The 17,171-nt window shown below is 69.8% G+C and carries 18 protein-coding genes; 6 read left to right on the forward strand and 12 right to left on the reverse strand.

Going from position 1 to position 17,171, the window contains the following annotated elements:
• Positions 1 to 22: 22 nt before the first annotated feature.
• The 3 genes from ACH4VX_RS15010 to ACH4VX_RS15020 form a co-directional block, all read right to left on the reverse strand.
• Entirely contained in the window at positions 23 to 1,018 is a 996-nt protein-coding gene (locus ACH4VX_RS15010) for a hypothetical protein (RefSeq protein ID WP_398367818.1), read from the reverse strand.
• A 282-nt stretch (positions 1,019 to 1,300) separates the two neighbouring features.
• Positions 1,301 to 1,438 carry a DUF397 domain-containing protein gene (locus tag ACH4VX_RS15015; RefSeq protein ID WP_398367819.1) on the reverse strand — a complete coding sequence of 46 codons (138 nt, stop codon included), beginning with the start codon at positions 1,436 to 1,438 and terminating at the stop codon, positions 1,301 to 1,303.
• The gene (locus ACH4VX_RS15020; RefSeq protein ID WP_398367820.1) at positions 1,395 to 2,309 is read right to left on the reverse strand and encodes a helix-turn-helix domain-containing protein; all 915 of its coding nucleotides are present in this window, start codon (positions 2,307 to 2,309) and stop codon (positions 1,395 to 1,397) included. Before ACH4VX_RS15020 ends, ACH4VX_RS15015 begins: the two co-directional genes overlap by 44 nt.
• Before the next feature lie 177 nt (positions 2,310 to 2,486).
• Between ACH4VX_RS15020 and ACH4VX_RS15025 the strand changes: the two genes are divergently transcribed.
• From ACH4VX_RS15025 to ACH4VX_RS15035, 3 genes are all read left to right on the forward strand, one after another.
• Positions 2,487 to 2,924: an ATP-binding protein gene (locus tag ACH4VX_RS15025; protein WP_398367821.1), complete on the forward strand. Its 438-nt coding sequence runs from the start codon at positions 2,487 to 2,489 to the stop codon at positions 2,922 to 2,924.
• Positions 2,925 to 3,009: 85 nt separating this feature from the next.
• Positions 3,010 to 3,267 (forward strand): type II toxin-antitoxin system Phd/YefM family antitoxin, encoded by a 258-nt coding sequence (locus ACH4VX_RS15030; protein ID WP_398367822.1) that lies wholly within the window; start codon positions 3,010 to 3,012, stop codon positions 3,265 to 3,267.
• A gap of 9 nt (positions 3,268 to 3,276) precedes the next feature.
• Positions 3,277 to 3,537, forward strand: a complete 261-nt coding sequence (locus ACH4VX_RS15035) for a Txe/YoeB family addiction module toxin (RefSeq protein WP_398367823.1) — start codon at positions 3,277 to 3,279, stop codon at positions 3,535 to 3,537.
• A gap of 109 nt (positions 3,538 to 3,646) precedes the next feature.
• Here ACH4VX_RS15035 and ACH4VX_RS15040 read toward each other — a convergent pair whose 3' ends face one another.
• Both ACH4VX_RS15040 and clpB read right to left on the reverse strand, forming a co-directional pair.
• Entirely contained in the window at positions 3,647 to 4,177 is a 531-nt protein-coding gene (locus tag ACH4VX_RS15040) for a YbjN domain-containing protein (protein ID WP_398367824.1), read from the reverse strand.
• Between the two features lie 179 nt (positions 4,178 to 4,356).
• On the reverse strand, positions 4,357 to 6,957 hold the full coding sequence (clpB, locus tag ACH4VX_RS15045; protein WP_398367825.1) for an ATP-dependent chaperone ClpB: 2,601 nt from the start codon (positions 6,955 to 6,957) through the stop codon (positions 4,357 to 4,359).
• Between the two features lie 127 nt (positions 6,958 to 7,084).
• Between clpB and ACH4VX_RS15050 the strand changes: the two genes are divergently transcribed.
• Positions 7,085 to 7,501: a pyridoxamine 5'-phosphate oxidase family protein gene (locus tag ACH4VX_RS15050; protein WP_398367826.1), complete on the forward strand. Its 417-nt coding sequence runs from the start codon at positions 7,085 to 7,087 to the stop codon at positions 7,499 to 7,501.
• Positions 7,502 to 7,669: 168 nt separating this feature from the next.
• Here ACH4VX_RS15050 and ACH4VX_RS15055 read toward each other — a convergent pair whose 3' ends face one another.
• Positions 7,670 to 8,005: a hypothetical protein gene (locus ACH4VX_RS15055; RefSeq protein ID WP_019524256.1), complete on the reverse strand. Its 336-nt coding sequence runs from the start codon at positions 8,003 to 8,005 to the stop codon at positions 7,670 to 7,672.
• 310 nt (positions 8,006 to 8,315) lie between these two features.
• Here ACH4VX_RS15055 and ACH4VX_RS15060 point away from each other — a divergent pair, with 310 nt between their 5' ends.
• Together ACH4VX_RS15060 and ACH4VX_RS15065 are read left to right on the forward strand one after the other, a co-directional pair.
• Positions 8,316 to 9,335, forward strand: a complete 1,020-nt coding sequence (locus ACH4VX_RS15060) for a helix-turn-helix transcriptional regulator (RefSeq protein ID WP_398367827.1) — start codon at positions 8,316 to 8,318, stop codon at positions 9,333 to 9,335.
• A complete protein-coding gene (locus tag ACH4VX_RS15065; RefSeq protein WP_398367828.1) occupies positions 9,332 to 10,309 on the forward strand; it encodes a LuxR C-terminal-related transcriptional regulator in 978 nt (325 codons plus the stop codon). The genes ACH4VX_RS15060 and ACH4VX_RS15065 overlap by 4 nt, the downstream gene beginning before the upstream one ends.
• Here ACH4VX_RS15065 and ACH4VX_RS15070 read toward each other — a convergent pair.
• The 6 genes from ACH4VX_RS15070 to dnaK form a co-directional block, all read right to left on the reverse strand.
• Complete coding sequence (locus ACH4VX_RS15070) at positions 10,272 to 11,303, reverse strand: LuxR C-terminal-related transcriptional regulator (protein ID WP_398367896.1); 1,032 nt, start codon at positions 11,301 to 11,303, stop codon at positions 10,272 to 10,274. The genes ACH4VX_RS15065 and ACH4VX_RS15070 overlap by 38 nt on opposite strands.
• Positions 11,304 to 11,592: 289 nt before the next feature.
• Positions 11,593 to 12,699 carry a sugar ABC transporter substrate-binding protein gene (locus ACH4VX_RS15075; RefSeq protein ID WP_398367829.1) on the reverse strand — a complete coding sequence of 369 codons (1,107 nt, stop codon included), beginning with the start codon at positions 12,697 to 12,699 and terminating at the stop codon, positions 11,593 to 11,595.
• 276 nt (positions 12,700 to 12,975) lie between these two features.
• The gene (locus ACH4VX_RS15080) at positions 12,976 to 13,425 is read right to left on the reverse strand and encodes a heat shock protein transcriptional repressor HspR (RefSeq protein ID WP_398367830.1); all 450 of its coding nucleotides are present in this window, start codon (positions 13,423 to 13,425) and stop codon (positions 12,976 to 12,978) included.
• Positions 13,426 to 13,430: 5 nt separating this feature from the next.
• Complete coding sequence (gene dnaJ / locus ACH4VX_RS15085; RefSeq protein WP_398367831.1) at positions 13,431 to 14,612, reverse strand: molecular chaperone DnaJ; 1,182 nt, start codon at positions 14,610 to 14,612, stop codon at positions 13,431 to 13,433.
• Positions 14,613 to 14,648: 36 nt separating this feature from the next.
• The gene (gene grpE, locus ACH4VX_RS15090; RefSeq protein WP_398367832.1) at positions 14,649 to 15,317 is read right to left on the reverse strand and encodes a nucleotide exchange factor GrpE; all 669 of its coding nucleotides are present in this window, start codon (positions 15,315 to 15,317) and stop codon (positions 14,649 to 14,651) included.
• Positions 15,314 to 17,158: a molecular chaperone DnaK gene (gene dnaK, locus ACH4VX_RS15095; RefSeq protein WP_398367833.1), complete on the reverse strand. Its 1,845-nt coding sequence runs from the start codon at positions 17,156 to 17,158 to the stop codon at positions 15,314 to 15,316. The genes grpE and dnaK overlap by 4 nt, the downstream gene beginning before the upstream one ends.
• Between the last annotated feature and the right edge of the window lie 13 nt (positions 17,159 to 17,171).

Genomic DNA, 17,171 nt, shown 5'->3' on the forward strand with positions numbered 1-17,171 from the left:
CCCGGGGAGGCGTACACCAGGATCACGGTCGAGGTATCCGGGCCGACCAGGTAGCGAACGCGGCCGCCGCTGGTGATCTCGTACTCCCACTGCTCCAGCTCGGAGCCCTTCCACTCCCTGGCGGCATGCCTGCCGCGGAGCTGATGCCGACGGTTCCAGTCGGCCCGCGACAGCGGGTCTGCGCGGAGGGCTTCCAGACTCGGAAGGCGCGCTCACAGCCGTCGCAGGTCTGGAAGCGCGGCACGGCCGGGCGGGCGGGGAGCGGCGGGAGGGAGACCGGGGGTGGCGCGGGCAGCGGCGTCTCCCGGAGACGGAAGGCGAGGATACCCACCGGACGGGTCAGGAACGGGTCCGGGAGCCCCGCCGTGAGCGATGTCCTGATCTGGGACGGGGAGACGCCGGCCGCCAGCCACGCGGTGACGGCCGGTGCCAGACGCGCGGCCTCCCGCTCGGAGAGGACGAGACGTGGATCCACCCGGCGGAGGGAGGCCAGTACGGCGACTGCCCGCGGGTCGGGGTCCGCGAGCGCGGCCGGTTCTACCGGCTGGTCCGGGGCGAGTACGGGAGTTGCCTGCGCGGCCGCCGAGGAGGGAGCCGGGCGCTCGGCCGCGGACGGCTTGCGGGGCCGGGGCGGCTTCGGTGATCCTTCCGGGTCCGTCCGCGGATCGCCGCCCGGTACGTCGTAGAAGTACGTCCGGGTGCGGATCTGCCCGGTGGGCAGGCGTTCACGGCGGCGTTCCAGGTATCCGGCAGTTTCCAGTTCCCTCAGCGCCCGGGAGATCAGGATCTCGCCCTCGGTGAAGTGCGCGCACAGGGCGGCGATGCTCACGAGAGTGCCCTCGGGGAGGGAGGCGATGTAGACCGCGACGCCGATGGTGACCGCGCTGCCGCGCCGCTGGGCGAGGGCGTTGGCGATCACGGTGAAGTCGGTCGTGAGGCGGGTGCGTACGTGGATCACGCCGGAGGTCGGAGCTCCGGCGTCGGCGCGCAGGCGCGCGTTAGACTGCGAGTCGGCCATTGGGAAGGGTTCGTCTTCCTGGTCGGTCAGGCCCTCGTTCCGGGACGGCAATCCTGGGCGGGGGCCGTATTCGTTTGTGGTTGTCGCAGCGAACGTGACCGCCCGCGTCCCGCACCTGCAAGCTGGTCACTCGGACGGGTGACGCGGGCCTTCCGACGGGGAGGGTGGGTGGGCGGGTATTTCTTTCTCCCGGTTCTTTGGGGAGGTCAGTGGCCCACCGGACCCTCGCGGACGAGGCACCGGCGGACCCGCACAAGGGCCTGCGACCGGTGCCCCGTTGACTCAGACGCGGTGCCGCCCGGACTTCAACCCGCCCATGAAGGCGGCCCAGGAGGCGGCCCCGAAACACAGCGCCGGACCGTACGGGGCCTTGCTGTCACGAACGGGCACGACGACCCGGAACCCGTCGGCCACCTCCACGCAGTCGCCCCCCGCTTGATTGCTGTAGCTGCTCCTGCGCCAGGCGGCGCCGGTCAGATCGGGACGGAAGAAGTGCGCCACGGTAGTTGCCCTCCATCGTGGACCGGACCACGTCGAGCGACATGATCGGGGGCAGGGCTGCCGCCCGTAGCCGATCGTAAATCACCTTGTAGCGACTGATGTTGGCTGGTTCTTCGATGAGCTGGCCGTAGTCCGAACCCTCTGTGTAAGCCACTTCCGAGCCGTCCGGCAGGATCAGGATCGTCAGCGAGCCGCCCATGGCCTCATGCCCGCCTTGGTCGAACGGCAGTACCTGCACAGTGATGTGGCGTTCCTCGGCAGCGTCGAGCAGGCGCGCCAGCTGCTTCCGCATCACGGCGTGGCCGCCGATCGGACGCCTCAATACCGCCTCGTCCAGGATCACGCACAGTTCCGGCCGGTCGGGTGAGCCCAGCCGTGCCTGCCGTCCCATGCGGGCTGCTACGCGCTCCTCCAGTTGATCGCCATTGTCCAGCAGAGCGTCCAGGCCGAGAACGGCCCGCGCGTAATCCTCCGTCTGCAACAGACCCGGCACCACATGAGCCGCGTACTGCCTGATGGTCACCGCCCGTTCCAAGTACTCCATGAACCTCCGCGACCAGTCCGGAAACGCCTCCCGGTACACGTACGGCCACAGCTCGACGAGAAGATCGTCCGCACCGAGGACCGCATCCAGCGCACGCGCCAGCTCCAGCGTCGGCTTCGCTCCCGACGCGCGCTCGATCTGCGTGATCCGGGTGCTCACCACGTGCGTCCTGGCGCCGAGTTCTGCCTGTGTGAGCCCGGCCGCCGTACGGAGCCTGCGTACCCGCGCGCCGAACAGCGCCGCCATCGACGCACTGGGGTCAATTCCGTTGGCCAAAGCGTCACTTCCGTCCTTATGGCCTGAAAGGTAATACTGCGCCCTCTGTTGAGCGTAGAGCGATCGGACGAACCTTGAGTACGGAACGTGATGACTCGCATACGCCGCGAGACGACCCGAGATCGACAGAGAGGGACGGACCAAGCCGTGCTCACAGGAACGACCACCTCGGCTGCCGCGCAGTTCACCTCCTCACCACGCGGCGCGCAGCTCGCCCGGCGTTTCGCCGTTCGTCGCATGGAGGCGTGGGGCCACCCGCCCGCGTCGGACGTGTCGTGCGCGATCGCTCTCGTCGTCGGTGAGCTCGCGGCGAACGCCGTGCGGCACGGCCGGGTTCCCGGGCGCGACTTCGGTCTGCGGCTCGCCCTCGACGCGGCGGCGGGCCTGGTGCGGGTCGAGGTGGCGGACGCCGCCGCCGCGAGACTGCCGTCCGCGTCCGCGCCCTCGTCGTGTCCCGAAGGCGAGTCCGGTCGAGGGCTGCTCCTGGTGGATGTTCTGGCCTTGCGCTGGGGGTCGGCGCCCCGTCGCCCCGTGGGCAAGACGGTATGGGCAGACGTATCCGTGGAGGCGCCCGCCCTTGAGTGAACGGCCCCGGCCCCGGCCCCGGGGTCTCACGGTTGCCTCACCGCAAAACCGACGTACAATTTTTTGTACGTTTAGGAGGTCGATCGTGAAGACCATGTCGTATTCCGAGTCACGCGCGCGGTACGCCGAGGTGCTCAACTCCGTCACCGACGACCGCGAAGAGGTCGTCATCACCCGGGCCGGACACGAGCCGGTCGTCATCGTCTCCCTTGAGGACTACGAGTCCCTGAAGGAGACGGCCTACCTGCTGCGAAGCCCGGCGAACGCCCGGCGGCTGCTCGCGTCCATCGACGAGCTGGAAAACGGTGGCGGCACCGTACGCGAGCTGACGACCGACGGGTGAAGGCCGCACATGAAGATCACCTTCTCCTCTCGCGCCTGGGAGGACTACACGTGGTGGCAGCTTCAGGACCGGAAGACCCTGAAGCGGATCAACACTCTCATCGCGGACATCGTCCGGAACGGCAACGAGGGCATCGGCAAACCGGAGCCACTCAAGCACGGGTTCCGGGGCTACTGGTCGCGCCGCATCAATGACGAGCACCGTCTGGTCTACAAGGTCGCCGAGGACAACGTCCTGATCGCGCAGTGCCGCTACCACTACGAGAGCTGACAAGTTTCCAGGCCACGACCGCGCAGGTGACAGAGCCGGCCACGAGAGAGCCCGGTGCGGACAGCGGCTGTCCGCACCGGGCTCTCACCACGCCGTGCCCGGGGACGGACTACTCGTCGTCCTCGGGCTTCTCGTCCGCCTCGTCGATCTCCTGCTCCAGGCCGAGCTGCTCGACGAGCCACTTGTCGAACTCGATCGCGGCCCGCACCCAGCTCACCGTCGACGAGACGAAGTGCTCCAGGCTGACGCCCATGCCGATCAGCATCTGGGCCTCACCGATGAGGCGGACCGTGCCGTCGTCGTGGGTGTGGGTGTACACCTTGGGCCACAGGGTGCGCCGGTTCCAGTCGTCGATGGACTCGAGCAGCTGGGGCTTCTCGTCGATCTGGTGCGGCCGGTCGTAGAACGTCCGGACGGAGAAGATCTGCTGGTCGTCCTCACCGCGGAACATGAAGTAGGTACGGAACTGCTCCCACGGCGCCGCGAGGTCACCCTCGTCGTCGACGACGTACTTCAGCTCCATCTGGTCGAGGAGCTGCTTCACGAGGTCCTGATCCGGGACGACGGGGCCCGCCGGTCCTTGCGGCTGCGGCTCGGGCTGGCCCCCGAAATTCGGAATCGAGGACGGGTCGATGGTCATACTGGGACACTCCTACGTCGTCTGGCGTCCGGCCGTCGCTGAGACCAGACGTACATCCCACCCTCTCTCTCTTGCCCCGTGCCGGGCAACCTGCCCCGGCCGACAGCCGCCGTGGAATCGGCCATCGGCACGAGCACCGGGTCCCGCCCCGGCCCCTCGGCCGGGGCGGGACCCGCGGGCTACAGCGACTTGCCCGTCGCCGGCCCCACCAGCAGGCCGTCCTCGAAGCGGTCCACGCGGACCGTGTCGCCGTCCTTGATCTCGCCGGCCAGGATCTCCTTGGCCAGGCGGTCGCCGATGGCGGTCTGGATGAGGCGGCGCAGGGGACGGGCGCCGTAGGCGGGGTCCATGCCCTCCTCGGCGAGCCAGGCCAGCGCCTCGGGGGTGATGTCCAGGGCGAGGCGGCGTTCGGCGAGGCGGCGGGCCAGGCCGTCGAGCTGGAGCCGTGCGATGTGTTCCAGCTCGGGCCTGGTCAGCGCCGAGAAGACGACCAGGTCGTCGAGGCGGTTGAGGAACTCGGGCTTGAAGGAGGTCCGGACCACCTCCAGGACCTGCTCCTTCTTCTCCGTCTCGGTGGTGAGCGGGTCGACCAGGTACTGGCTGCCCAGGTTGGACGTCAGCACCAGGATGGTGTTGCGGAAGTCGACGGTGCGGCCCTGGCCGTCGGTGAGGCGGCCGTCGTCGAGCACCTGGAGCAGGATGTCGAAGACCTCGGGGTGCGCCTTCTCGACCTCGTCGAGGAGGACGACGCTGTAGGGGCGGCGGCGGACGGCCTCGGTGAGCTGGCCGCCCTCCTCGTAGCCGACGTAGCCGGGGGGCGCGCCGACGAGGCGTGCCACGGAGTGCTTCTCGCTGTACTCCGACATGTCGATGCGGATCATGGCGCGTTCGTCGTCGAAGAGGAAGTCGGCGAGGGCTTTCGCCAGCTCGGTCTTGCCGACACCCGTCGGGCCGAGGAAGAGGAAGGAGCCGGTGGGGCGGTCGGGATCGGCGATGCCGGCCCGGGAGCGCCGTACGGCGTCGGAGACGGCGCGTACGGCCTCGGTCTGGCCGATGAGGCGCTTGCCGAGTTCGTCCTCCATGCGGAGCAGTTTCTGGGTCTCGCCCTCCATCAGGCGGCCGGCCGGGATGCCGGTCCAGGAGGCGACGACGTCGGCGATGTCGTCGGCGCCGACCTCCTCCTTGACCATGGTGTCCACGGCGGTCGCTTCCTCCTCGGCCTCGGAGGCGGCCTCCAGGTCGCGTTCGAGCGTGGGGATCTCGCCGTAGAGCAGTTTGGAGGCGGTGTCGAAGTCGCCGTCGCGCTGGGCGCGTTCGGCCTGGCCGCGCAGTTCGTCGAGCTTTTCCTTCAGTTCGCCGACCCGGTTGAGGGACTGCTTCTCCTTCTCCCAGCGGGCGTTGAGGCCGCGCAGTTCCTCCTCCTTGTCGGCGAGGTCGCGGCGCAGGCGCTCCAGGCGTTCGAGCGAGGCGGCGTCGGTCTCCTTGCCGAGGGCGAGTTCCTCCATCTTCAGCCGGTCGACGGCGCGCTGGAGTTCGTCGATCTCGACGGGCGAGGAGTCGATCTCCATGCGGAGGCGGCTGGCGGCCTCGTCGACGAGGTCGATGGCCTTGTCGGGGAGGAAGCGGGAGGTGATGTAGCGGTCGGAGAGGGTGGCGGCGGCGACAAGGGCGCTGTCGGCGATCTGGACCTTGTGGTGGGCCTCGTAGCGGCCCTTGAGTCCGCGGAGGATGGCGATGGAGTCCTCGACGGAGGGTTCGGCGACGAGGGTCTGCTGGAAGCGGCGTTCGAGGGCCGGGTCCTTCTCGATGCGTTCGCGGTACTCGTCGAGGGTGGTGGCGCCGACCATGCGGAGTTCGCCGCGGGCGAGCATGGGCTTGAGCATGTTGCCGGCGTCCATCGCGGAGTCGCCGCCGGCGCCGGCGCCGACGACGGTGTGGAGTTCGTCGATGAAGGTGATGATCTGGCCGTCGGAGTCCTTGATCTCGGCGAGGACGGTCTTGAGACGTTCCTCGAACTCGCCGCGGTACTTGGCGCCGGCGACCATGGCGCCGAGGTCGAGGGCGACGAGCCGCTTGTTCTTCAGCGACTCGGGGACGTCGCCCTTGACGATGCGCTGGGCGAGGCCTTCGACGACGGCGGTCTTGCCGACGCCCGGCTCGCCGATCAGCACCGGGTTGTTCTTGGTGCGGCGGGACAGCACCTGGACGACGCGCCGGATCTCCTGGTCGCGTCCGATGACGGGGTCGAGCCTGCCCTCGCGGGCGGAGGCGGTGAGATCGGTGCCGAACTTCTCCAGGGCCTTGTACTGGCCCTCGGGGTCGGCGGTGGTCACCCGGCGGGCTCCTCGCGTCTTCTGGAAGGCGTCCTGCAGCTTCTTCGCGGTGGCGCCCTGCCGGGCGAGCACCTCGCCGGCGGCTCCACCCTTGGCGGCGATGCCGATGACCAGGTGTTCGGTGGAGAGGTACTCGTCGCCGAGGTCGCGGGCGCGGGACTGGGCGTCCGCGATGACGGCGAGCAGTTCGCGGTTGGGCTGGGGCGGTGCGACGGTGGAGCCGGTGACGCTCGGCAGGCCGGCGAGGATGCGCTCGGCCCCGGAGCGTACGGCGGCCTGGTCGGCGTCGACCGCGGCGAGCAGGTCCGTGATGTTCTCGTTCTCCTGCCCGGCGAGCAGGGAGAGCAGCAGGTGGGTGGGGGTGAGGTCGGGGTGCCCCTCGGTCACGGCCCGGTTCCCGGCGGCCTGCAGCGCTTCCCGGCTCCGGTTGGTCAGCTCGGCGTCCACGTGTCCGTTCTCCTCCTTGCGGTGACCCTCAGCGGCCTTTGTGGCTGACTCGGTCAGCGTACACAAACTTGAGTCTATTCCACTCAAGGTGCGCCTCGGGAGGGCCACGGCGGTTAAGTTCCGGTCCATGGCCACCACGTACTCGGTAGATCCGGGCGATCCGGACGCGTCGTATCTCGGCTTCTGGCGCGAGAAGCACCTGTGCACGCTGACCACCCTCCGTCCGGACGGCACCCCGCACGTGGTGCCCGTCGCGGTGACGTACGACCCCCGGGCGCGTCTCGCCCGGGTGGTCGCGAACGAGTCGAGCGCGAAGGTGCGGCACGTGCTGGCGGCGGGGGACGGGGGTGCTCCCGTCGCGGTGTGCCAGGTGGACGGCCGGCGGTGGGCGACGCTGGAGGGGCGGGCGGTGGTCCGTACGGAGCGGGAGCGGGTCGCGGAGGCGGAGCGGCGGTACGCGGAGCGCTACGGGCGGACACCGCGGCCGAATCCGTCCCGGGTGGTCATCGAGATCGCGCTCACGCGCGCGATGGGGCGCGGGTGAGGCCGGCCGTACGGTTCGTACGCCGAGCGATGGCTTCCGGCCATCACTCGACCGGGCCGATACCCGGAAATGTCCTGGAAAACTGCAGCGGCGTCACCGTGTTCAGGTCACGGTGACGCCGCTGCGGGGGGAAGCACCTGCGCGATCTTTTACGACGGGGGAATCGCGTCAGGCACTGCGGGGGGTGGCCGAGATGGTCCGGGGGGCAGGGGAGTCGGACTCCACCTGCCGATGGTCCCGCTGGTCCAGGTTCACAAAGATCATTCCGTACCGGATGGCACACCGTACGGGCTTCGGCGCCCCCCTGGGCCGCCGCAGGCACCGGTACGCCCGTACGTCCCCGTCCTCGTCGCGGGTGACGACGACCGGCTCACCGAAGACGGTCACCATCAACGAGTCGCCGCTGTGGGGGATGGCGGTGACCAGATCGATGAAGTGCCATCCTGATCGGTAGGCGGTCGCCATCTCCCTGCGGAAGGAGCGGTCGTCGGGTGGAGTAGTCATGTCAAGCCCACACGCTGTCGTCCGTGCGCGCGGGGCCGGCCGCCCACACGCTGTCGGCCGCGCCCGTGTCCTGCGCGACGATCGGCGGCCACACGCTGTCCGCCCGGACGTCTCCCTTCGCCCCGGAGAGGCCGCCCGCTAGTCCGAAGGCCACACCGACGGAGAAGGCGGCGACAAGCACCGAGCGAAGCATTTTCTTACCCATAGTCGGCTTCGTCCTCACTTGAAGGTCCCCTCTGTCCCCCGTCGAGTACGACGATGGCTCATTCGGGCACATCATGGCCACACGATCGGTGCATCATGTTCCTGCATGTTCAGGACCCTGTGGGGTGGAGATTTGGGAACAAAACAGACTAAGGCGGCACATCCTCACGCGGTGACCGAGCTGTGCGACGAGGGGGTGCGACTGTACGCGAATGCTCTCCGCGCGGGACGTATCACCCGCGCGGACGTGGAACCCGCGCCCTGCTTGATGGATTTCGCCCTCCTTCATCCGGATCCCGACGATGCGCAGTGGTTGCGTCCGGTGCTTCCCTCGATCGCGCTGTCCCAGCGATTGAGCCCCATAGAACGGGAGATCACCGAGCGCCGGCGCCTGTCGATAGAACTTGCCGACACTTTCGAGCCGTTCATGTCCCTGAGCGCCCAGGAGATCGCCCCCACCCACTCGATCACGGTGCTCGAGGGCAACGACCGCATCAACAGCGCACTGGACCTGGCCACCGCACAGTGCCGGACGGAGATGCTCACCGTCCAGCCGAGCGGGCGCCGGCCCGAACGCAGTCTGCTGCAGGGATTCGAGCGCGACCGGCTGCTCACCGAACGCGGCGTGCGCATGCGCACCCTCTACCAGCACACCGCCCGGTTCAACCCCGAGCGCCTGTCCTACGTGGAGCAGTTCACCAACGGCAGGGCGGAGTACCGCACCATCGACGAGCTGGTGGAGCGCCTCATCATCTGCGACGAGACGGTCGCCTTCATCCCGGTGCGCGACGACCGCCAGGTCGCCCTGGAGCTGCGGCACACCGGCCTCGTCCGCTACCTGATCAAGGTCTTCGAGTTCATGTGGAGCCGCGCGGTCCCGCTGACCGCCGGCACCCCCTACGAGACGGCGCCCGACGGCATACCGGAGATACAGCACTCCATAGCCAAGCTCCTGGTGGAGGGGCACGTGGACGAGGCCATCGCCCGCCGCCTCGGCATGAACGTACGGACGTGCCGCGCCCACATAGCCAAACTCGCCGCCACCCTCGGCAGCGGCAGCCGGGCCCAGCTCGGCTACCTCATCGCGGAGTCCGGGATCCTCAACCAGGAGGGAGCACCGCGGTGACCTCGCCGGCGCACGCGGAGCACGGGGCGGAAGAGCTCTGCGCCCCGGGTGCCGCCCTGTACGAACGCGCCCTGCGGGAGGGACGGGTCACCGCGCGGGAGGCGCGGGAGGCGCCCTGCCTGGCCGGCCTGGGCCTGCTGCACCCCTCGGCGGACGACCGGGACGCGTGGGAGCCCGTGGCGCCGCACATCGGCCTGCACCGCCTGCTGCGCGCCTCCGCGGACCGGATCGCCGACGAACGGCGCCGGGAGGAGCGGCTGGCCGGGATGCTCGTACCGCTGCTGGCCGGCGGACACGACGACGCCCGGGCGACGCCCACGCTCACGCTGCACACCACGCGCGAACACATCGGCGAGGCCATCGACGAGGCGATGACCGACGCCCGCGAACTCCTGGCCATCCAGCCCCGCAGCACGTACGCCCGCGTCACCCCGGCCTCCCACGAGCCGGCGATCCGGCGCGACCAGGCGCTGCTCGACCGCGGTGGCCGTATCCGTGTCCTGTACCAGCACACGCTGCGGCACGCCCCCGGGATCGCCGCCCGCTACGAGCGGCTGCGCGGTGACGTGGAGGCCCGCGGCCTGGACGAGGTCACCGAGCGGCTCATCGTCGTCGACCGCGCCGTCGCGTTCGTCCCCGCCCGCGCCGACCGCGCCGCGGCGCTGGAGATGCGGCACCCGGCGATCGTCGGGTACCTCGCCACCACCTTCGACCGGCTCTGGCGCCTGGCCACCCCCATGTACCCGGAGACCGTCCCGCAGCCCTCCGTCAACGGCGTCACGCCCCGCCAGCACGCCATCGCCGAGCTGCTCGTCGAGGGACACACCGACGCCGTCATAGCCGACCGGCTCGGGATGAACATCCGCACCGCCCGCGTCCACATCGCCAAACTCGCCGCGATGCTGGGCAGCCGGAGCCGGGCGCAGCTGGGCTATCTCATCGGGCGGTCCGGGATCCTCGACCGGGCAGAGTGACGGCGGGGCGCCGGAAGCCGTCCAGGCCGGCCTGGGCGATCCGCACGCCCAGCTGCGTACGGCTGGCCGCGCCCAGCGTCTCCGACAGACGGGCGATGTGGGCCCGGCAGGTCCGCACGCTGATGCCCAGGCGCTCCGCGATCACCGCGTCCTGGTGGCCCTCCGCGAGCAGGGCCGCGATGGACTGCTCCCGGTGCGAGACGCCCTCGATGCCGGTGTCGGGCAGCGGGGCGGTCAGCGGGATGGCGAGCCGCCACAGCCGGTCGAAGACCGTGCCCAGGTACTCCACCAGCGCCGGGTGGCGCAGCTCCAGCGCCATGGTGCGCTCGGTGTTGGCGGGGATGAAGGCGACCGTGCGGTCGAAGAGGATCAGCCGCTCGATCACCTCGTCCAGCGTGCGCGCCTCCACCGCGTCGCCCATCAGCTCCAGATAGCTGAGCAGCCCGTGCCCGTGCCGGGCGACGTGCGTGTACAGGTCCCGCATGCGCACGCCCCGGCCGCGCAGCGCCGTCGCCCGGTGCAGGCCCTCCGACAGCTCCGCCTCGCGCCGGATGCCGCCCGGCTGGACGGTGAGCACCTCGGTGGTGCACGCCTGTGTCGCCTCGTCCATCGCGGCCTGGATGCGGGCCAGCCCGTCCAGCACCCGGATGGCCGGGCCCTCCGCCGCCGACGGCGAGGCGGGCACCTGGCGGCCCAGGCCGGCGTACCGCTCGAAGGCCTCGACGGCCGAGCCGACCCGGCGCTGGCTCGCGTTCACCTCGTCGTACACCCCGCGCAGCAGCCGGGTCATGACCTCCTGCGGGGCGGTGGGGACGAGCCAGTCCATGTCGTCGGGATCGGGGTGCAGCAGAGCCAGTTCCAGCAGACAGGGCACCGGCTCCGCGTCCCGGCGCGGCAGCCGTCCGCGCCGTACGGCCCGGGAATACACGCGATCCCCGGCCTCGCACAGTCGGTCAGCACCGTGTGGATGCCCGTCCGTCCCGTGCCCGGCCATCGCCCATCCCACCCCCGGTTCAGCCACTTTCCGCAGCGCAACTATGCGCGGCCGGAACCGGCTGTGCAACACGGACCCGGCCCGGCGCCGGTCGGAAGACCGGCGGGTGGCCGGATCAGGGAGCGGGGGCCGGCGGGGGAGCACCTCCCCCGCCCTTCAGGCAGTGAGGGGAGCATCGCAGGGCGGAGGAGGGCGCCGGGGTCCGCGAGCCCGGCCCGGGCCCGGTACCGGGCCCCGGTACCCGGCCCCGGTCAGGGGACCGGCGGGTGGCCGGATATCGACGGGGTCGCTACTTCAGCTTGACCGCCTCGCAGGCCGCCGCGAACGCCGCGGTGCAGATGTCCGAGACGTCGTAGATCTCGTCGGCGACCACGGTGTCCTCGATGTTCTCCTTCGTCAGCGCGATCACGGGCACGAGCTGCGCCGGGATGCCCTTGGTCGTGGGGCTGTCCACCCGTTCGCGGGTCAGCGCGTCGAACTGGATGTCCTTGCCCTGGACCTTCGCCACGGCCATCTCCGCGGCGCTCTCGGCCTCGTCCGGGTAGGACTTGTACACGCTCATGTACTGCTCGTCGGCGAGGATCCGCTGCACCGCCGCGAGTTCGGCGTCCTGGCCGCTGATCGGGGGCATCTCGGTCACGCCGGCGGCCTCCAGCGCCTTGACGATGCCGCCCGCCATGCCGTCGTTGGCGGAGTAGACCGCCTTGATGTTGTCCGCGCCGATCGCTTCGATCGCCTCGGTCATGTTGGCCTGGGCGTTCTCCGGCTTCCAGTCCTTGGTGTCGTAGGACTTGGCGATCGTCACCTTGCCCTTGAGCTCGGAGAGCGCGCCCGCCTTGAACTGCTTGGCGTTGGGGTCGGTCGACGAGCCGTTCATCATCACGATCTTGTCGGTGATGCTGAGGTCGTCCCCGAGGGACTCCAGCAGGGAACGGCCCTGCACCTCGCCGACCAGCTCGTTGTCGAAGGAGATGTACGCGTCGATCGGGCCCTCGGCGAGACGGTCGTAGGCGATGACGGGGATGCCCGCGTCCTTGGCCTTCTGCACGCTGTCCGCGATGGTGTGCGCGTCGACCGCGTCCAGCACGATGACGTCGACCTCGTCGTCGATCATCTGCTGCATCTGGCTCGCCTGCTTGTCGGCGTCCGCCTCGGCGTTGGCGTACTCGACGGTGCCCTTCTTGTTGGTGAGCGACTCCACCTTCGTCTTGAAGATGGGGTAGTCGAACTGCTCGTACCGGGTGTTGGCCTTCTCCGGGAGCAGCAGGCCGACGGTGACGTCGTCGCCCTTGCTCGGGCTCGCGTCGTCGCTGCTCCCTGTCGCGTTGAGCACGCCGCATCCGGCGAGCATGACGGACATGGAGGTGGCGGCCACGGATATGGCGATACGACGCATGCGAGGGCTCACTTCAGGTGCGTTTTGGACGTGGGCACAGCTTTGCGGCCCATGTGACTGAAAAGCCAACGCTTCAGCCCCCGCCGGCGTCAAGGGCAGCCACTTAACGAGATGGACACAGCACGGTGCGCTGAACTCGTGAGAGACCTGCGGATGTCCGGCGAGGATCATCTGGACACGCAGCCATACGATAGTCACACACGTGTCTGCGCATAAGCCGGGAGGCCCGGAGGTTCACTCAACCTCCGGGCCTCCCACCGCACTTCACATCCGCGCCTAGTCCGGCTGCTGCCGCTTGGGCCGCCACACCACCAGCGCGCTGGTCTGCTGCATCTCCTGGTACGGCACCAGGTCACGGCGGTACGAGGCGTGCACCGCGGCCTCGCGCTGGCGCATCGCCGCGGCGGCCCCGTCGAGGGCGTTCTCCAGTTCGGCCGCGCGGGCCTGGAGGGCGGCGACCTGGTTCTCCAGTTCGATGATGCGCTTGATTCCGGCCAGGTTGATGCCCTCGTCCTGCGACAGCTGCTGCACCTGACGGAGCAGTTCGATGTCACGGGCCGAGTAACGGCGGCCCCGGCCGGCCGTGCGGTCCGGCGACACAAGACCCAGCCGGTCGTACTGGCGCAGCGTCTGCGGGTGCAGGCCGGAGAGCTGGGCCGCCACCGAAATGACATAGACCGGGGTGTCCTGGGTCAGTTCATACGGATTGCGTCGACGGCCGTCCATGCAGATCAAGCTCCCTTCGCGGCCTGGAACAGCTCCGCCCGAGGATCGTCGTCCGCGGTCGCCTCGCGATACGCCTCCAGCGCGTCACGAGCCTTCCCCGCCACGTCCTTGGGAACACTCACCTCCACGGTGACCAGCAGATCACCGCGGGTACCGTCCTTGCGGACCGCGCCCTTGCCGCGGGCCCGCATGGTGCGCCCGTTGGGCGTGCCCGGCGGCAGCTTCAGCGTGACCGGCGGACCGCCCAGCGTCGGGACCCGGACCTCGCCGCCGAGGGCGGCCTCGACGAACGTCACCGGGACCGTGACGGTGAGGTTGTCCTCCTTGCGGCCGAACACCGGATGGCTGCCGACGTGCACGACGACATACAGATCACCGGCGGGGCCGCCGCGCTCGCCCGGCGCCCCCTTGCCGCGCAGCCGGATCCGCTGGCCGTCGCTGACGCCCGCGGGGATGCGCACCTGCATGGTCCGCGAGGACTTGGCCCGGCCGCTGCCCTTGCAGATCTCGCAGGCCTCCTCCGCGATCAGACCGCGGCCCTTGCAGTCGGGGCAGGGGTCGGTGAGCGAGAAGCCGCCGCCGGAACCCCGCGCCACCTGGCCGGTGCCGACGCAGGTCGGGCACACACGCGGTGTGCCGTTCTTGTCGCCGGTGCCCGAACAGGCCTTGCAGGGCGCCTGCGACGACATCCGCAGCGGGACCGTCGCACCCTCGATCGCCTCGGTGAAGCTGAGCGTCACCTCGGACTCGATGTCCTGGCCGCGCCGCGGCTGGGTACGCGTGGTCCCGGCGCCGCCGCGGTTGAACAGGCCCCCGAAGACGTCACCGAGGCCACCGCCGCCGAAGCCGCCGCCCGCCTGCTGGCCGCCGGCCTGGCCCCCGAAGAGGTCACCCAGGTCGAAGTTGAAGGAGCCGCCGCCCGCGCCCGGCCCCGGACGGAAGCCGCCGTTGCCGAAGAGGGCGCGCGCCTCGTCGTACTCCTTGCGCTTCTTGGGGTCGCCGAGGACGTCGTTCGCCTCGGAGATCTCCTTGAACCGCTCCTCCGCCTTGGCGTTGCCCTTGTTGGCGTCCGGGTGGAACTCGCGGGCGAGCTTCCGGTACGCCTTCTTGATCTCGGCCTCGGTGGCGTCCTTGGGGACGCCGAGGACCTTGTAGAAGTCCTTCTCGATGAAGTCCTTGGTGCTCATCCCCGACGTCCCTCCTTCCCTGCGTCGACTCCCGCGTCAGCCCTCGTCCGGGCCACCGCTCTCCTTGTTCTCCGGATCGGCCTGCGCCTCGGTGCTCTCCTCGGCCGGCTTGACCGTCTGCGCACCGGGCTGCGGCTCGGCGACGGCCACCCGCGCGGGGCGGATGGTGCGCTCGCCGATGCGGTACCCCGGCTGCAGAATCGCCACGCACGTCGTCTCGGTGACGTCCGGCGCGTAGCTGTGCATCAGGGCCTCGTGGATCGTCGGGTCGAAGGGCTCGCCCTCCTTGCCGAACTGCTGGAGGCCCATCTTGGCGATGACCGTCTCCAGCGACTCCGCGACGGACTTGAAGCCGCCGACCAGCTCGCCGTGTTCCCGCGCGCGGCCGACGTCGTCGAGCACGGGGAGCAGCTCGCTCAGGAGGTTCGCCACGGCGACCTCCTTCACCGCGATCCGGTCGCGCTCGACCCGGCGCCGGTAGTTCTGGAACTCGGCCTGGAGGCGCTGGAGGTCCGCCGTGCGCTCGCTGAGCGCCGTGCGCGCCTGGTCCAGCTGGGCCACCAGTGCCGCTTCCTGGCCCGTGTCCCCGGCCGGGGCCGCCCCCTCCTCCGTGGAGGGCTGGGCGGCGGCCTTCGGCTCGGCTTCGTCGGAGGGGACGTCGGGCTGCTGCGACTGCTCGTCGAAGCCCGGGGTCTCCTCGGTCACGCCGCACCGTCCTTGCGGTCCTCGTCGACGATCTCGGCGTCGACGACGTCGTCGTCGGCCTTGGCCTCACCGGCACCGGCGGACGCGCCGCCGGCCGCCTGGCCGGCCTGGGCATCGGCGTACATGGCCTGGCCCAGCTTCTGGGAGACGGCCGCGACCTTCTCCGTGGCGGTGCGGATCTCGGCGGAGTCCTCGCCCTTGAGCTTCTCCTTCAGCTCGGCGATGGCGGTCTCGACCTCGGTCTTGACGTCACCGGGGACCTTGTCCTCGTTGTCGCTGAGGAACTTCTCGGTCTGGTAGACGAGCTGCTCGCCCTGGTTGCGGGACTCGGCGGCCTCGCGGCGGGCGTGGTCCTCCTCCGCGTACTTCTCGGCCTCCTGGCGCATCCGGTCGACCTCGTCCTTCGGCAGCGAGGAGCCGCCGGTGACGGTCATCTTCTGCTCCTTGCCCGTGCCCAGGTCCTTCGCGGTCACGTGCATGATGCCGTTGGCGTCGATGTCGAAGGAGACCTCGATCTGCGGGACGCCGCGCGGCGCCGGGGGCAGACCGGTCAGCTCGAACATGCCGAGCTTCTTGTTGTACGCCGCGATCTCGCGCTCGCCCTGGTAGACCTGGATCTGCACCGACGGCTGGTTGTCCTCGGCCGTGGTGAAGATCTCGGAGCGCTTCGTCGGGATCGTGGTGTTGCGCTCGATCAGCTTGGTCATGATGCCGCCCTTGGTCTCGATACCGAGGGACAGCGGGGTGACGTCGAGCAGCAGGACGTCCTTGACCTCGCCCTTGAGCACACCGGCCTGGAGGACGGCACCGATCGAGACGACCTCGTCCGGGTTGACGCCCTTGTTGGCCTCCTTGCCGCCGGTCATCTCCTTGACGAGCTCGGCGACGGCGGGCATACGGGTGGAGCCACCGACGAGAACGACGTGGTCGATCTCGCTGAGCTGGATGCCGGCGTCCTTGATGACGTTGTGGAACGGCGTCTTGCAGCGCTCCAGCAGGTCGGCCGTGAGCTGCTGGAACTGGGCGCGGGTGAGCTTCTCGTCCAGGTGCAGCGGGCCCTCGGCGGACGCGGTGATGTAGGGGAGGTTGATCGTGGTCTCGGTGGACGAGGACAGCTCGATCTTCGCCTTCTCGGCGGCCTCACGCAGGCGCTGCAGCGCCATCTTGTCCTTGCCCAGGTCCACGCCGTGGCCGGACTGGAACTGCTTGACCAGGTAGTCGACGACGCGCTGGTCCCAGTCGTCGCCACCGAGGTTGTTGTCACCGTTGGTGGCCTTCACCTCGACGACACCGTCGCCGATCTCCAGCAGCGAGACGTCGAACGTACCGCCACCGAGGTCGAAGACGAGGATGGTCTGGTCGTCCTTGTCGAGGCCGTACGCCAGGGCGGCGGCCGTCGGCTCGTTGACGATGCGCAGCACGTTCAGACCGGCGATCTCACCGGCCTCCTTGGTCGCCTGGCGCTCCGCGTCGTTGAAGTACGCCGGGACGGTGATGACCGCGTCCGTGACCTTCTCGCCCAGGTACGACTCGGCGTCGCGCTTCAGCTTCTGCAGCACGAAGGCGCTCATCTGCTGCGGGTTGAAGGGCTTCCCGTCGAGCTCGATCTTCCAGTCGGTGCCCATGTGGCGCTTGACCGACCGGATGGTCCTGTCGACGTTCGTGACCGCCTGACGCTTGGCCACCTCGCCGACCAGCACCTCACCGTTCTTGGCGAAGGCGACGACGGACGGCGTGGTCCTGGCGCCCTCGGCGTTGGTGATGACGGTGGGCTCGCCGCCCTCCAGAACGCTGACGACGGAGTTAGTCGTGCCCAGGTCGATGCCGACCGCACGTGCCATTTCGATTCCTCCA

It is taken from the genome of Streptomyces sp. NPDC020731, assembly GCF_044334705.1.
GTDB lineage: Bacteria > Actinomycetota > Actinomycetes > Streptomycetales > Streptomycetaceae > Streptomyces.

Bases quoted from the DNA above. Each gene is read 5' to 3' on its own strand.
- ACH4VX_RS15070 (WP_398367896.1), bottom strand. From the start codon at position 11,303: ATGGCCGGGCACGGGACGGACGGGCATCCACACGGTGCTGACCGACTG.
- ACH4VX_RS15040 (WP_398367824.1), bottom strand. From the start codon at position 4,177: ATGACCATCGACCCGTCCTCGATTCCGAATTTCGGGGGCCAGCCCGAG.
- ACH4VX_RS15020 (WP_398367820.1), bottom strand. From the start codon at position 2,309: ATGGCGGCGCTGTTCGGCGCGCGGGTACGCAGGCTCCGTACGGCGGCC.
- dnaK (WP_398367833.1), bottom strand. From the start codon at position 17,158: ATGGCACGTGCGGTCGGCATCGACCTGGGCACGACTAACTCCGTCGTC.
- ACH4VX_RS15080 (WP_398367830.1), bottom strand. From the start codon at position 13,425: ATGGACGGCCGTCGACGCAATCCGTATGAACTGACCCAGGACACCCCG.
- ACH4VX_RS15055 (WP_019524256.1), bottom strand. From the start codon at position 8,005: ATGACTACTCCACCCGACGACCGCTCCTTCCGCAGGGAGATGGCGACC.
- ACH4VX_RS15035 (WP_398367823.1), top strand. From the start codon at position 3,277: ATGAAGATCACCTTCTCCTCTCGCGCCTGGGAGGACTACACGTGGTGG.
- dnaJ (WP_398367831.1), bottom strand. From the start codon at position 14,612: ATGAGCACCAAGGACTTCATCGAGAAGGACTTCTACAAGGTCCTCGGC.
- ACH4VX_RS15010 (WP_398367818.1), bottom strand. From the start codon at position 1,018: ATGGCCGACTCGCAGTCTAACGCGCGCCTGCGCGCCGACGCCGGAGCT.
- ACH4VX_RS15060 (WP_398367827.1), top strand. From the start codon at position 8,316: ATGTTCAGGACCCTGTGGGGTGGAGATTTGGGAACAAAACAGACTAAG.
- ACH4VX_RS15075 (WP_398367829.1), bottom strand. From the start codon at position 12,699: ATGCGTCGTATCGCCATATCCGTGGCCGCCACCTCCATGTCCGTCATG.
- ACH4VX_RS15050 (WP_398367826.1), top strand. From the start codon at position 7,085: ATGGCCACCACGTACTCGGTAGATCCGGGCGATCCGGACGCGTCGTAT.